The 13,960-nt window shown below is 63.8% G+C and carries 12 protein-coding genes and 1 pseudogene; 7 read left to right on the top strand and 6 right to left on the bottom strand.

What is annotated here, in order from left to right; translation table 11 throughout:
* Nucleotides 1-70 precede the first annotated feature (70 nt).
* The 7 genes from ACVILI_RS05825 (at nucleotide 71) to ACVILI_RS05795 (ending at nucleotide 7,525) form a co-directional block, all read left to right on the top strand.
* Nucleotides 71-943 (top strand): carbohydrate ABC transporter permease, encoded by an 873-nt coding sequence (locus ACVILI_RS05825; protein WP_027047618.1) that lies wholly within the window; start codon nucleotides 71-73, stop codon nucleotides 941-943.
* An 11-nt stretch (nucleotides 944-954) separates the two neighbouring features.
* Nucleotides 955-1,779: a carbohydrate ABC transporter permease gene (locus ACVILI_RS05820; protein ID WP_019862521.1), complete on the top strand. Its 825-nt coding sequence runs from the start codon at nucleotides 955-957 to the stop codon at nucleotides 1,777-1,779.
* 62 nt (nucleotides 1,780-1,841) lie between these two features.
* Nucleotides 1,842-2,846, top strand: a complete 1,005-nt coding sequence (locus ACVILI_RS05815) for an ABC transporter ATP-binding protein (RefSeq protein ID WP_038651303.1) — start codon at nucleotides 1,842-1,844, stop codon at nucleotides 2,844-2,846.
* The gene (locus ACVILI_RS05810) at nucleotides 2,843-3,613 is read left to right on the top strand and encodes an L-iditol 2-dehydrogenase (RefSeq protein ID WP_038651300.1); all 771 of its coding nucleotides are present in this window, start codon (nucleotides 2,843-2,845) and stop codon (nucleotides 3,611-3,613) included. The genes ACVILI_RS05815 and ACVILI_RS05810 overlap by 4 nt, the downstream gene beginning before the upstream one ends.
* Nucleotides 3,614-3,764: 151 nt before the next feature.
* Nucleotides 3,765-5,243 (top strand): mannitol dehydrogenase family protein, encoded by a 1,479-nt coding sequence (locus tag ACVILI_RS05805; RefSeq protein ID WP_038651298.1) that lies wholly within the window; start codon nucleotides 3,765-3,767, stop codon nucleotides 5,241-5,243.
* A 15-nt stretch (nucleotides 5,244-5,258) separates the two neighbouring features.
* A complete protein-coding gene (locus ACVILI_RS05800) occupies nucleotides 5,259-5,942 on the top strand; it encodes an HAD family hydrolase (RefSeq protein WP_038651294.1) in 684 nt (227 codons plus the stop codon).
* Entirely contained in the window at nucleotides 5,939-7,525 is a 1,587-nt protein-coding gene (locus tag ACVILI_RS05795; protein ID WP_019862515.1) for an FGGY-family carbohydrate kinase, read from the top strand. The genes ACVILI_RS05800 and ACVILI_RS05795 overlap by 4 nt, the downstream gene beginning before the upstream one ends.
* Before the next feature lie 8 nt (nucleotides 7,526-7,533).
* Here ACVILI_RS05795 and ACVILI_RS05790 read toward each other — a convergent pair whose 3' ends face one another.
* From ACVILI_RS05790 to ACVILI_RS05765, 6 genes and pseudogenes are all read right to left on the bottom strand, one after another.
* Complete coding sequence (locus ACVILI_RS05790) at nucleotides 7,534-8,619, bottom strand: ABC transporter ATP-binding protein (protein WP_038651288.1); 1,086 nt, start codon at nucleotides 8,617-8,619, stop codon at nucleotides 7,534-7,536.
* A gap of 2 nt (nucleotides 8,620-8,621) precedes the next feature.
* Nucleotides 8,622-9,668, bottom strand: a complete 1,047-nt coding sequence (locus ACVILI_RS05785) for an NAD(P)-dependent alcohol dehydrogenase (RefSeq protein ID WP_038651286.1) — start codon at nucleotides 9,666-9,668, stop codon at nucleotides 8,622-8,624.
* A gap of 15 nt (nucleotides 9,669-9,683) precedes the next feature.
* Complete coding sequence (locus ACVILI_RS05780; protein WP_027047617.1) at nucleotides 9,684-10,496, bottom strand: carbohydrate ABC transporter permease; 813 nt, start codon at nucleotides 10,494-10,496, stop codon at nucleotides 9,684-9,686.
* Nucleotides 10,493-11,359: a carbohydrate ABC transporter permease gene (locus ACVILI_RS05775; protein ID WP_027047616.1), complete on the bottom strand. Its 867-nt coding sequence runs from the start codon at nucleotides 11,357-11,359 to the stop codon at nucleotides 10,493-10,495. Before ACVILI_RS05775 ends, ACVILI_RS05780 begins: the two co-directional genes overlap by 4 nt.
* Nucleotides 11,360-11,489: 130 nt before the next feature.
* On the bottom strand, nucleotides 11,490-12,764 hold the full coding sequence (locus tag ACVILI_RS05770; RefSeq protein WP_027047615.1) for an ABC transporter substrate-binding protein: 1,275 nt from the start codon (nucleotides 12,762-12,764) through the stop codon (nucleotides 11,490-11,492).
* Nucleotides 12,765-13,003: 239 nt separating this feature from the next.
* Nucleotides 13,004-13,920, bottom strand: a pseudogene (locus ACVILI_RS05765) (AraC family transcriptional regulator).
* Nucleotides 13,921-13,960: the final 40 nt, after the last annotated feature.

Here is a 13,960-nt window from a genome sequence, read left to right as displayed (position 1 = left end):
GAGTTCCCAGCTCGGGCGGCCGCCTTCAACGCCTCTGAAAATTCAGTCTGACCATTGAAGGGTGACCGTCATGGCTACTCAGCAGACCCGTTCGCTTGCCCGTTTCATGATGGCACCATCCGTCGTGCTGCTGTTCGTCTGGATGATCGTGCCGCTGGTCATCACCATCTGGTTCTCCTTCCAGCAGTACAATCCGCTCAACCCGATCCGCGACGGGTTCGTCGGCTTCTCCAATTACGCGCTGTTTTATTCCAATCCGGCCTTCCTGCAGTCGATCCTCAACACCTTGATCCTGGTGATCAGCGTGCTGCTGATCACGGTTATCGGCGGCATCCTGCTGGCGCTGTTGATCGACCAGCCGATGTGGGGACAAGGCATCGTGCGCATCCTCGTCATCTCGCCGTTCTTCGTCATGCCGCCGGTGGCCGCGCTTGTCTGGAAGAACATGATCATGCACCCGCAATACGGGGTGTTCGCCGACATAGCGCGCTTCTTCGGGGCGCAACCGATCGACTGGTTCGGGCAACATCCGATGACGGCCATCATCATCATCGTCGCCTGGCAGTGGCTGCCTTTCGCGACGCTGATCCTGTTGACCGCGCTGCAGTCGCTTGACGGCGAGCAGAAGGAAGCCGCCGAAATGGACGGCGCCGGCTTCATCAGCCGCTTCATCTATCTGACGCTGCCGCACATGTCGCGCGCCATCACCGTCGTCATCCTCATCCAGACGATCTTCCTGCTCTCGGTCTATGCCGAGATCCTCGTCACCACCAATGGCGGCCCCGGCTACGCCTCCACCAACCTGCCCTTCCTCGTCTACCAGAAGGCGCTGCTGGAGTTCAAAATCGGCCAGGCATCCGCGGGCGGTGTGATCGCCGTCATTCTCGCCAACATCGTCGCCTTCTTCGCCATGCGCGCGGTCGGCAAGAACCTCGACAAGTAAGGGAGGACAAGATGGCCCGTGCAGTCACCACCCAGCACAAGACGATCGCGACGGTTGCGGCCTGGATCGTCGCCCTGCTGATCTTCTTCCCGATCCTCTACACGATCATCACCTCGTTCAAGTCGGAACAGGAGGCGATCCAGGGCTTCGCGCTGATCCCGTCGGGAACTTTCGAGAGCTATACCGAGGTTCAGGCGCAGAGCGGCTATTTCAAGTTCTTCTTCAATTCGGTCCTGCTCTCGGTCGGATCGACCGTCCTGGCCCTGCTGGTCGCAATTCCGGCGGCATGGTCGATGGCGTTCTCGCCGACCAAGCGGACCAAGGACATTCTGATGTGGATGCTGTCCACCAAGATGATGCCGGCGGTCGCGGTGCTGTTCCCGATCTACCTGATCTTCCGCGACACCGGCCTGCTCGACAGCCGCATCGGCCTGATGGTCATGCTGATGCTGATCAACCTGCCGATCGTGGTGTGGATGCTCTACACCTATTTCCGCGAGATCCCGGGCGAGATCCTGGAAGCGGCGCGCATGGACGGCGCCTCCCTGTGGAACGAGATCATCTATGTGCTGACCCCGATGGCGGTGCCCGGCATCGCCTCGACCATGCTCTTGAACATCATCCTGGCCTGGAACGAGGCGTTCTGGACGATCCGGCTCACCACCACGGAAGCAGCGCCGCTGACCGCCTTCATCAGTTCGTTCTCCAGCCCGCAAGGCCTGTTCTGGGCCAAGCTTTCGGCGGCCTCGACGCTGGCGATCGCGCCGATACTGATCATGGGCTGGTTCAGCCAGAAGCAGCTGGTGCGCGGCCTGACCTTCGGCGCCGTGAAGTAAGTAAGCCGTGACCTAACGTGACGCTCAAGAACGTCGGACAATAACCCCTCGGGGAGGAAACCATGGGAAACATCACGCTCAAGAACGTCTCCAAATCGTTCGGGTCGACGGTCATCATTCCAGGCATTGACCTGGTGATCGAGAATGGCGAGTTCGTCGTCTTCGTCGGCCCGTCGGGTTGCGGCAAGTCCACGCTGCTGCGGCTGATCGCCGGGCTGGAGGACACCAGCGGCGGCACCATCAACATCGACGGCCGCGACGTCACCGGCGAGGCGCCGGCCAAGCGCAAGCTCGCCATGGTGTTCCAGTCCTACGCGCTCTACCCGCATATGACGGTGGCCAAGAACATTGCCTTCCCGCTGAAGATGGCGGGCGAGGACCAGGCGACCATCGACAGGAAGGTGAAGGACGCGGCGCGCGTCCTGAACCTCACCAACTATCTCGAACGCCGGCCCGGCCAGCTCTCCGGCGGCCAGCGCCAGCGCGTCGCCATCGGCCGCGCCATCGTGCGCCAGCCCTCGGCCTTCCTGTTCGACGAGCCGCTGTCCAATCTCGACGCAGCCCTTCGCGGCACGATGCGGCTGGAGATCAGCGAGCTGCACCACCAGCTCAAGACGACCATGATCTACGTCACCCATGACCAGGTCGAGGCCATGACCATGGCCGACAAGATTGTGGTGCTGAACGCCGGCAATATCGAGCAGGTCGGCTCGCCGATGGAGCTCTACAAGACGCCGCGCAACCTGTTCGTCGCCGGCTTCATCGGCTCGCCGAAGATGAACCTGGTGGAAGGCCCGCCGGCCGCCAAATATGGCGCCAAGACCATCGGCATCCGCCCCGAGCATATGCAGATCTCGACCACGGCGGGCGAATGGAAGGCCACGGTCGGCGTTGCCGAGCATCTGGGCTCCGACACCTTCCTGCATGTCCAGGCCGACGGCGTCGGCCCGCTGACGGTGCGTGCCGATGGCGAACTGGCCGTGCATCATGGCGATACCATCTATCTCACGCCCGACAAGGCCAAGCTCCATCGCTTCGGCCCCGACGGCAAGGCGATGGCGACGTGAGGCTGAAAGGCAAATCGGCGCTGATCACGGGATCGGCGCGTGGCATCGGCAAGGCCTTCGCCGAAGCCTATGCGCGCGAGGGCGCTATCGTTGCCATTGCCGACATCAATCTCGAGGCCGCGCAAAAGACGGCGGCAGAGATCGGCGACAAGGCCTATGCGGTCAAACTCGATGTCACGGATCAGGCCTCCATCGACGCCGCGGTGAAGGCAGTGGAAACGAGGACCGGCGGCCTCGACATATTGATCAACAACGCCGCTCTGTTCGATCTGGCGCCGATCGTCGAGATTTCGCGGGCGAGCTATGAAAAACTGTTCTCCGTCAATGTCGCCGGCACGCTGTTCATGCTGCAGGCGGCGGCCCGCTCGATGATCGCGCGGGGCAAGGGCGGCAGGATCATCAATATGGCGAGCCAGGCCGGACGGCGCGGCGAGCCGCTGGTCGGCGTCTATTGCGCGACCAAGGCCGCCGTCATTTCGCTGACCCAGTCGGCCGGGCTCGACCTGATCAAGCACCGCATCAACGTCAACGGCATCGCGCCCGGGGTCGTGGACAGCGACATGTGGGATCAGGTCGATGCCCTGTTCGCCAAATACGAAAACCGGCCGAAAGGCGAGAAGAAGCGGCTTGTCGGCGAAGGGGTGCCTTATGGCCGCATGGGCAAACCGGAGGACCTCGCCGGCATGGCCGTCTTCCTGGCCAGCGATGAAGCCGAGTACATCGTCGCCCAGACATACAATGTTGATGGCGGCCAGTGGATGAGTTGAGGGGGGCGGCCTCTGCTTCTCGTCCCTCCGCGAGGAGCAGAGGCTCACATTACAGGCCGCATCGGCCTCGCAAGGCATGTGTCGTCCCTTTCCCGACAGGACGGAGAGAGGCGGAGTAACGAGGCCGAAGCCCGGCCAAAGGGTAAAACAGATGACCGTGAAACTCTCGTCTTCAAACCTCTCCAGCCTGCCCGGCAATGTTGCCGTTCCTAAGTATGATCGTGCCAAGCTCAAGGCCGGCATCGTGCATTTCGGCGTCGGCAATTTCCATCGCTCGCACCAGGCGGTCTATCTCGACGATCTGTTCAATTCAGGTGTCGGCCATGACTGGGCGCTGGTCGGCGCCGGCGTCTTCGAGGGCGAGAAGATCGGTCGCGGCAAGCTCGAAGAGCAGGACTGGCTGACCACGGTGGTCGAGCAGGATGAAGGCCATATGAGCGCCCGCGTCACCGGCGCCATGATCGACTTCCTGATGCCCGGCGACGCGGCCGGCATCATCGAGCGGCTTGCCGATCCGGCGATCAAGATCGTTTCGCTGACCATCACCGAAGGCGGCTATTTCATCGACCCGGCCTCCGGCGTCTTCAACCCGGCCCATCCCGATATCGTCGCCGACGCGCAGCCGGGCGCGACGCCGAAGACCGTGTTCGGCATCATCCTCGCCGGACTGCTGCGCCGGCGCGACGAGGGCACCGTGCCGTTCACCGTGATGTCCTGCGACAACATCCCTCACAATGGCCACGTCACCTCGGATGGCGTCATCGGTCTGGCGCGGCTGATCGACGAGGATCTCGCCAACTGGGTCAGCAGCAACGTCGCCTTCCCAAACGGCATGGTGGACCGCATCACGCCAGCCACCACCGACCGCGAGCGCGGCATCCTGGCCAAGGATTTCGGCGTCGAGGACGCTTGGCCGGTGTTCTGCGAACCGTTCCGGCAATGGGTGCTGGAAGACCATTTCACCGATGGCCGGCCGCCGCTGGAAAAGGTCGGCGTGCAATTCGTCAAGGATGTCGCGCCGTACGAGTTGATGAAGATTCGCATTCTCAATGGCGGCCATGCCACCATTGCCTATCCGGCCGGGCTGATGGACATCCATTTCGTTCATGAGGCGATGCAGGAGCCGCTGGTGCGCGGCTTTCTCGACAAGCTCGAGCATGACGAGATCATCCCGACGGTGCCGCCGGTGCCGGACACGGTGCTGGAGGACTATTACCAGCTCATCGAGAAGCGCTTTTCCAACCCCAAGATCGGCGACACCATCCGCCGGCTCTGCCTTGACGGCTCCAACCGCCAACCGAAATTCATCATCCCGACCATCGCCGACCGCCTGAAGGCCGGGAAGAGTGTTGCCGGGCTGGCGCTGGAATCGGCGCTGTGGTGCCGCTATTGCTTCGGCACATCAGACAGCGGCGCCGTCATCGAACCCAACGACCCGAGCTGGGACCGGCTGCAGGCGACGGCAAAAGCGGCAAAGGAGGCGCCGGCCGCCTGGCTGGCCATGGAGGACATCTATGGCGATGTCGGCCGTGCCACTGCGTTCGTCGAGGCCTTCGGCCACGCGCTCAACGTGTTGTGGGCCAATGGCGCCCGCGCCACGCTGACCCGCTACATCGCCGGCAAGCTCTGAGAGCTATCAACCATCATGGCGCCTGAACTGGTCATCTTCGACTGCGATGGCGTGCTGGTCGACAGCGAGGCGCTCTCCGTCTCGGCACTGCTCGGCATGATCGGACGTGCCGGCGGCACTGTCAGTGAGGACGCCGCCTACGAGCATTTCCTCGGCAAGAGCATGAAAAGCGTGCGCGAGATCCTTGCCCGCGACTTCGGCCTGGAGATCAGCGATCAGCATCTGACCGCCATGCGTGTGGACCTGATGAGAAGATTCCGCGAGGAGCTCAAGCCCATCCCCGGCGTCAAGGAGATGTTGCCGAAGCTCGGCCTGCCGTTCTGCGTCGCCTCTTCGGGCACGCTGGAGCGCATCCGCTATGCGCTCGACGTTACCGGTCTGCTCGGGTTGATGGAGCCACATCTGTTCAGCGCAGCCATGGTCGCCAAGGGAAAGCCGGCGCCCGACCTTTTCCTGCACGCCGCCGCCAGCATGCGGGCACATCCGCGCAAATGCCTGGTCATCGAGGACAGTCCGGCCGGCGTCGCGGCGGCGCGCGCGGCCGGCATGCGCGTCCTTGCCTTCACCGGCGGTGCTCATGCCGGCAACCCCGCTTTGAAAGCGCGGCTTGCGTCGAGTGAACCGGACTTTATATTCGCTGACATGCTGCAATTGCCCGATCTGATTGCAGGCCTGGGAGCGAGAGTTAGAGCATCTTGACGAAACAGTTTGTTTGCGCGGTCGATGTCGGCACCGGGAGCGCTCGCGCGGGCATTCTCGACGCCCGTGGTATCTTGCTCGGCCGTGCCGATCGGCCGATCGCCATGAACCAGCCGAAGCCCGATCATGCCGAGCATGATTCGCGCGACATCTGGTCGGCGGTCTGCGCCGCCGTGCGTGCCGCCCGCGAAAGAGCCGGCGTCGCGGCGCAAGACATTGTCGGCATCTCGTTCGACGCGACCTGTTCGCTGGTGGTGCGCGACCGGCAAGGCGATCAGCTCAGCGTTTCGACCACCGGCGAGAAGCGCTGGGATACCATCGTCTGGCTCGACCACCGCGCCATTGCCGAAGCCGACGAATGCACGGCGAGCAGCCACGAGGTGCTCAACTATATTGGCGGCGTCATGTCGCCGGAGATGGCGACGCCGAAGCTGATGTGGCTGAAGCGCAACCTCCCCAAGACCTGGAATGAAGCCGGCTATCTATTCGACCTGGCCGATTTCCTGACCTGGCAGGCGAGCGGCTCGCTGGCTCGTTCGCAATGCACGCTGACGGCGAAGTGGACCTATCTCGCGCATGAGGAAAGCGCCTGGCAGCGCGATTTCTTCGAGATTGTCGGCCTTGACGACCTTTTCGAGCACGGCAATCTGCCGGAGCGGGCCAGTCCGGTCGGCGCCGACATTGGTCCGCTGACGGCGCAAGCGGCGGCGGAGCTCGGCCTGAGCGAAAACTGCCGGGTCGGCGCCGGTGTCATCGACGCCTATGCCGGCGCGCTTGGCGTGCTCGGCGGCTTTGCCGGCGACGATCAGGATATCGGCCGGCATCTGGCGCTGATCGCCGGCACGTCGAGCTGCGTCATGGCTATGTCGCCCGATCCGCAGCCTTTCGCCGGGGTCTGGGGCCCTTACTATGGTGCTGCGCTGCCGAAGCTGTGGCTGTCGGAAGGCGGCCAGTCGGCCACCGGCGCGCTGCTCGACCACATCATCCGCTGGCACGGCGCCGGCGGCGAGCCGGACGCCGCCATGCACGCCAAGATCGCCAGGCGGGTCGCCGAACTGCGCGCCGCCGAGGGCGACAACCTCGCCGCGCGCCTGCATGTGCTGCCGGATTTTCATGGCAACCGCTCGCCGCTCGCCGACCCGCATGCCGTCGGCGTCGTCAGCGGGCTGACGCTGGATTCCTCTTTCGACAGTCTTTGCAAGCTCTACTGGCGCACCGCCGTCGGCATCGCGCTCGGCGTGCGCCATGTGCTGGAGGCGCTGAACGAGAATGGCTATCTGATCGACACGCTGCATGTCACCGGCGGCCACACCAAGAACCCGCTGCTGATGGAGCTCTACGCCGACGCCACCGGCTGCACGGTGGTCGAGCCGCTGGCCGACGAGGCGGTGCTGCTCGGCACCGGCATGGTTGCCGCGACCGCCGCCGGGCTTTTTCCCGACCTCAACGCCGCCTGCCTTGCCATGCAGCAAGGCGGCAAGAGGCGGGCCGCCAACCCGGCAGCCGGCGCCCGCTTCGACCGCGACTACCGGATTTTCCTGGAGATGCACCGCCAACGCCAGGCGCTCGACGCCATCCGGTAGGCTTTTGCCTACTGCTTGCGCAGCGACGCGCCTGATGTCGCGTCGAACAAATGGATGGCCTCTTCCTCGAATGTGTAGCGGACAGGGGCATTCAGCGCCGGGCATTCGCGTGCCGGAACCAGCGCGCTAATCTCCTTGCCGCCGGAGCCGAATGTCACCAGCGCGTCATTGCCGTGGAATTCGATGAGATCGGCCGTGCCTTGCAATATGCCGGCGGCGCCGGCATTCGCCGTCTTCAGGTCCGACGGCCGGATGCCCAGCACGGCGCGGTCGCCATGCTGCAGATGGAAACCCCGGCCCTCGATCGAAAGCACCGTTCCCGCGCCGGTCAACGTCCAGTCATTGCCCGAGCGGCCGACCGTCACCTCGACGAAGTTCATGTTCGGCGTACCGATGAAACCAGCCACGAACATGTTGGCGGGCCGCAGGTAGATTTCCGCCGGTGCGCCGATCTGCTCGATGACCCCCTCTTTCAGCAGCACGATGCGATCGGCCAGCGTCATCGCCTCCAGCTGGTCATGGGTGACGTAGACGGTGGTGGTCTTCAGCGACTGGTGCAGGCGCGCGATCTCGACACGCATATGGTTGCGCAGCTTGGCATCGAGATTGGAAAGCGGCTCGTCGAACAGGAACACCTTTGGCGTCTTGATCATGGCCCGCGCGATCGCCACACGCTGCTGCTGGCCGCCGGAAAGCTCGGCCGGCTTACGGCCGAGATAGGGATCCAGCCCGAGCGTCCTCGACACCGCGTCGACCCGCTTGCGGATCTCGGCCAAAGGCACCTTCTGGCGTCGCAGCCCGAAGGCGATGTTGTCGAAGATCGTCATGTGCGGATAGAGCGCGTAGTTCTGGAAAACCATGGCGATGCCGCGGTCGCCCGGATCGAGATCGTTGACCACCTTGCCGCCGATCGAGACCTCGCCGCCGCTGATATCCTCCAGCCCCGCCAGCATGCGCAGCAAGGTCGACTTGCCGCAGCCGGACGGGCCGAGGAACACGACGAATTCATGTTCCTCGATCGAGAGGTTGAGGTCGCGGATGACAGTGGTGGCGCCATAGGCCTTGTCGACATGGGAGCAAACGATCGCGGACATGGTCAGCCCTTCTCGCCGGTGAGCAGGATCTGCAGCTTGACGTCTTCCGGATTGCCTTGGGCAGCGCGCTCGAAGGCCTCGATGCTGTCTGAGAAATCATAGGTGCCGGTGATCAGCGGCTTGAGGTCGACCTTGCCGGAGGCGATCAGTTGCAAGGCGCGGTCGAAGATGTTGGCGTAACGGAACACCGTCTCGATGCGCACCTCCTTCGAGATCGCCGCCGGCACGTTGAGGGCAACCGGCTCCACCGGCAGGCCGACCAGCACCACCGCGCCGCCCGGCCGCACGACATCGAACAGATCGGCGAAGGCCTTCGGGCTGCCGCTGGCTTCGAAGACGATGTCGGCACCCCAATTGTCGGTCGCGGCGGCTACCGCGTCGACCAGCGAGCGCTCGCCGATATTGACCGGCACGATGCCGGCATATTGCGCGGCGATCTTCAGCTTGGGCGCGGAAAAATCGGAGATCAGCACCTTTGAACAGCCGCCGGCCAGGGCGGCAAGCGCGATCATGATGCCGATCGGGCCGCAGCCGACGACGACGGCGACATCGCCCGGAACGATGCGGGCACGGCTTGCCGCCTGCATGCCGATGGCGAAGGGCTCGACCATCGCGCCCTCGGCGAAAGAGACGTTGTCCGGCAGTTTGTAGGTGAAGGCGGCGGGATGCACCGCATAGGGCGCGAGCACGCCATGCACCGGCGGCGTCGCCCAGAAACTGACGTCGGGATCGACATTGTAGATGCCGAGCTTTGTCGCGCGCGACGACAGGTTCGGCACGCCCGGCTCCATGCAGACGCGGTCGCCGACCTTGAACGTCTCGACATTGGCGCCGGTCTCGACGACCGTTCCCGCGGCTTCGTGGCCGAGCACCATCGGCGCGCGCACGACATAGCTGCCGATGGCGCCATGGGTGTAATAGTGCACGTCGCTGCCGCAGACGCCTACGGTGTGGATGGCGATCTTGACGTCGTCCGGCCCGACATCGAGCGGCAGCGCGATCTCGCGCAACGACAGTTCGCCTTTTTTCTCAAGCACCAGTGCCCGCATCGGGAAATCCTCACATCAAGTCTTTTTTTGCCGGAAAACGGAATTCAGGAAGCCGCTGAGCACGCCGAGGAACAGCAGCGGCGGCAGCGACAGGAGCACGACCGAGGCGTTGAGAATCCCCCATGGCACGTTCATGCCTTGCTGGGAGAGTTCCGAGGCGACGATCGGCAAGGTCTTGGCGTTGGAGCTGGACAGCATCAGCGCGATCAGGAATTCGTTCCAGACCAGCACGAAGCTGAAGGCGACCGCCCCTGCCAGGGAGCGGGCGGCCACGGGCAGCGCGATGCGCCAGAACACCGAATAGGCGCCGTAGCCGTCGACGAAGGCGGCTTCCTCGATCTCTTTCGGCACGCTCTGGAAGGCGGGGATGGCGAGCCACATGATCACCGAGATGGTGAGCAACGAATAGGTGATGATCAGCGCCGGCAAAGTATCGTAGAGGCCGACCTGCAGCCAGATCACCATCAGCGGGATGGCGACCGCCACCGGCGGCAGGAAGCGCAGCGACAGCACGAAGAACTGGATGTCGCCGGCCCAGCGGTTGGGATAGCGCGCCACCGCGTAAGCCGCCGGCAGGCCGAGCACGATGCCGATCAGCACGGCCGAGCCGCAGGCGACGACCGAGTTGTAGAGCCCGGTCAGCACGCTGTCGCGGCCGAGGATGTAGCCGATGTTGGCCCATGTCGGCGTGAACACCAGGCGCGGCACGCGGGTAATGATGTCGACATTGTTCTTCAGCGCGTTGAGCGCCGTCCACAGCAGCGGAAACACGGCCAGGAATCCAGCCAGCGCCAATATGGCCTTGCCGATCAGGCGACCCGGTCTCATGCCTGCACCCGCTTCCACAGCATGGTGAAGGTGATGACGGTGGCGATCATCATCAGCACGGCCATGGCCGATGCGTAGGAGACCTTGCCGGACTCGATGAAGCCTTGCGAGAAGGCGTACATGTCGAGCGTTTCGGTGGCCACGCCCGGTCCGCCGCGGGTCATGACATAGATCAGGTCGAAGGAGCGCAGCGATTCGATCATCTTGACGAACATCAGGCTGATCAACGGCGCCTTCAGCATCGGCAAGGTGACATAGGCGTGGATCTGCCAGCGTTTGGCATGGTCGAGCCGCGCCGCCTCGATCGGCTGCGGCGGCAAGGTTTCGAGCAGTTTCAGCACGATGACGGCGAAGAACAGCCCCCATTGCCAGACATCGACCGAAGCGACGGCGAACAAGGCCGTCGCCGGCTTGGACAGCGGGTCGAAGATTAGCCCACCGGTCAGTAGCCTATAGGGATAGGTGGCGATGCCGTAGAGCGGGTGATAGGCGAACTTCCAGACGAAGGCCGCCGAGACGCGCGGCAACAGCACCGGGATGATGAAGAGCAGGCAGTAGATATTGCGTAGGCGTGGGCTGGCGACCTCGAACATCAGCACGCCGAGGCCGATCGCCACCACCATGGTCGCGACAACAGTGACGATCTCCCACTTCACCGACACCCAGACCGCGTTGAGGAAGCGGCGGTCGAGGAAGAGGTCGACGAAGTTCGACAGCCAGACCCAGGAATAATCGGGTGTGCTCAACTCGCGATTCTGCAAGGCGATGACGATGGCGTAGAGCGTCGGCACCATCGACAGCACCAGAAGGATGGCAATGGTCGGAACGACGAAGGTGACAGGGAGCGACGTGCGTCGGGCCATTGGCATCTATCCTCGCTTGCGTCTCGATCGTGTCGGCATGATTTCCTCGTTGGGCAAATTCCCCGTGGCGCGCAGGTCCCGGCATTGCGGACAATGCCGCGGACCGCGCGCCACGGGCGGGAGGATGGCCCTACTTCTTCTTCGCCAGCTCGTTGGCATAGGCGTCGAGTTCGTTGAGGCCGCCCTTGATGTCGGTGCGGGTGCCGGTCACCAGTTCCTCGAGGATGATGCCCCAGCGGTCGCCGAGATCGGGCCAGCGCGGATCCTGCCAGAAGTTGACCGCGGTGACCTTGCCGGTTTCGGCCAGCGCCTGGCCGAGATCGGCGCCGTAGATGTCGGCGAACTCCTTGCTGGACAGGATGCTGGTGCGGTTCAACTCGCCGAACTGGTGGGCGTCGAGCCGGCGCTTCTCGTTTTCCTTCGATGTCGCCCAGGCGATGAACAGGCCGGCGCATTTCTTCGAAGCGTCATCGGCATTGGCCTTCGCCGCGATGGCAAGGCCATGGCCGTAACCGCCGCCGGGCAGCGGCGAGGGCGGCGGCAGGAAGCCGATCTTGCCGACCACCTGCGAGGTCTTCGGGTCCACCGCCATGCCCGACAGCGGCGTCGATTCGACGAGGATGGCGACCTGGCCCGACAGGAAGGCGCCGGTCGATTCATCCCAGCTGCCGGTCTGCGTGCCGGGTGCCGAATCCTTGAACAGCTTCAGATAGGTTTCGGTCGCCTTGACGGCGGCGTCCGAATTGAAGACCGGCTTGTCGCCATCAAACCATTGGCCGCCATAGGCCTTGAAGAACGGCATCCAGCGCCAGACATTGGCGCCCGAGCCGCGCGCGCCGCGCAGCGCGATGCCATACATGCCCTTGTCCGGGTTGGTGAGCTTCGGCACGTCGGCGATCAGCTCGTCCAGCGTCTTGGGTGGCTGGATGCCGGCGGCCTCGAGCACGTCCTTGCGGTAGACCATCAGGTCGCCGCCGCCGGTCAGCGGCGCGAACCAGACCTTGCCGTCAAAGGTGGCGACCTTCTGGCGGCCGGGATCGAAGTCGGCATAGTCATAGTCAGCCGGATAATAATCGGTCAGCGGCACGATCCATTTCGACGAGGCAAACAATGCGACATTGGCTTCGTCGACATAGTAGACGTTGTAATTGCCGACGGTGGACGCATCGGCGCGCGATTTCGCCCGGCGGTCGTTTTCGTTCAGATAGTCGATCTGGAAGCCGGCGCCGGCAAGCTTCTCGAACTCGGCCTTGGAGTCCTCCAGAAGCGTCAGGCCGTCGCGCGGCTGCGCCAGCACCTTGACCGGCGCCGAGCAGACCGGCGCCTGTGCCAGCGCGATGGTTGATACGGTAGCGGAAAGCATGAAAGCTGCGCCCAAGCCCGCAGCGAGCCGAATTGGTTTCATTGATTTTCTCCTCCAGGAACATTCGCAGGAAGCGCAAGTCCTCGGGCTTCGCGATCCTCACCATCGCCCGAACGACAAGCCACCCATCGCCAAAATGCGGAGTTCAACCGGGCCAAGCTAGAAGCCCCGTTGCAGCAAACCTGTACTTTTATGCATTGTGCAGCGCAAAATACGGCGCCCCGCAACGAAGTCCGTCACATGAGTATCGATCGCGTGAAAGCCGCTGATTTAAGCCGTGCTTATGCGCGCATCGTCAGCCGCTGCCGCGACAGCTTGCGATAGGAGGACGGCGTCATCTTGTGCTTGCGCAGGAAGGCGCGGTTAAAGTTGGAGATGTTCATGTAGCCGACCTGGAAACAGATGTCGGTGATCGCGACATCGGTGTCGGCCAACAGCTTGCAGGCCTGCCAGAGCCGGAGCTTGGCGAGGTGGTCGCTGAAGGAGTTGCCGGTGTTCTTCTGGAAGAAGCGCGAGAATGTGCTCTCGCTCATCCCGGCGCGTTCGGCAACGTCCGGCAGCTTCAGATCCTCGGCGAAATGCTGGAACAGATAGGTCAGGGTGCGCTGGATGATGTCGAGCGAGGCGGCGTCGAGGAGCGGCGAGAAATCCGGCGACGACAAAAGCTCGTATTCGTCGGTCCTGGCCAGCAGGTCGACCAGTTCGAGGAACAGGCAGAGGCGCGCGAGCCCATGCACGGTTCCCATCCGCTCCATCAGCTCGGCGCCTTCCAGCGCCGTGCGGCCGTGGAAGACCATGCCGCGCAGCGACCGCTCCAGGAACGGCTCCAGCTCGCGCAGTTCCGGCAGCAGGCCCGCCGAGCCGCGCAGCCTCTGCGCATCGAATTGCAGGACGATGTCGCGGCCTTCGATCAGCTCGCCCGGCCGCACCGCCGTCACCCAGTCATGCGGCAGGCCGCCGCCGACAATGGTCAGGTAGCCCGGCCCGAACTCGCCGATGTGATCGCCGACCAGGACCACGCCGGAGGATTTCCGCAGCAGATGGATTCGTATTCCGGATGGAAGTTCCAGACATTGCGCTCCCAGGGATAGTCATCGAGCCGCCACAGGAAACTGTCGCTCGCCTCGGTCACGATGTGCTCGAAAGCGGGCGCCGTGCGCGGAATCGCGGCCGTGTTTTTTCGCTGCCTGAACGCCATCCGTTCCTCCCGGCGGGTTCGCTGGCTGCCGGTCTCCACG

The sequence above is a fragment of the Mesorhizobium sp. USDA 4775 genome, assembly GCF_054062655.1.
This window is presented reverse-complemented; position numbering and strand designations above follow the sequence as displayed.

Bases quoted from the DNA above. Each gene is read 5' to 3' on its own strand.
- ACVILI_RS05820 (WP_019862521.1), top strand. From the start codon at position 955: ATGGCCCGTGCAGTCACCACCCAGCACAAGACGATCGCGACGGTTGCG.
- ACVILI_RS05800 (WP_038651294.1), top strand. From the start codon at position 5,259: ATGGCGCCTGAACTGGTCATCTTCGACTGCGATGGCGTGCTGGTCGAC.
- ACVILI_RS05770 (WP_027047615.1), bottom strand. From the start codon at position 12,764: ATGAAACCAATTCGGCTCGCTGCGGGCTTGGGCGCAGCTTTCATGCTT.
- ACVILI_RS05785 (WP_038651286.1), bottom strand. From the start codon at position 9,668: ATGCGGGCACTGGTGCTTGAGAAAAAAGGCGAACTGTCGTTGCGCGAG.
- ACVILI_RS05780 (WP_027047617.1), bottom strand. From the start codon at position 10,496: ATGAGACCGGGTCGCCTGATCGGCAAGGCCATATTGGCGCTGGCTGGA.
- ACVILI_RS05805 (WP_038651298.1), top strand. From the start codon at position 3,765: ATGACCGTGAAACTCTCGTCTTCAAACCTCTCCAGCCTGCCCGGCAAT.
- ACVILI_RS05775 (WP_027047616.1), bottom strand. From the start codon at position 11,359: ATGGCCCGACGCACGTCGCTCCCTGTCACCTTCGTCGTTCCGACCATT.
- ACVILI_RS05825 (WP_027047618.1), top strand. From the start codon at position 71: ATGGCTACTCAGCAGACCCGTTCGCTTGCCCGTTTCATGATGGCACCA.
- ACVILI_RS05815 (WP_038651303.1), top strand. From the start codon at position 1,842: ATGGGAAACATCACGCTCAAGAACGTCTCCAAATCGTTCGGGTCGACG.
- ACVILI_RS05790 (WP_038651288.1), bottom strand. From the start codon at position 8,619: ATGTCCGCGATCGTTTGCTCCCATGTCGACAAGGCCTATGGCGCCACC.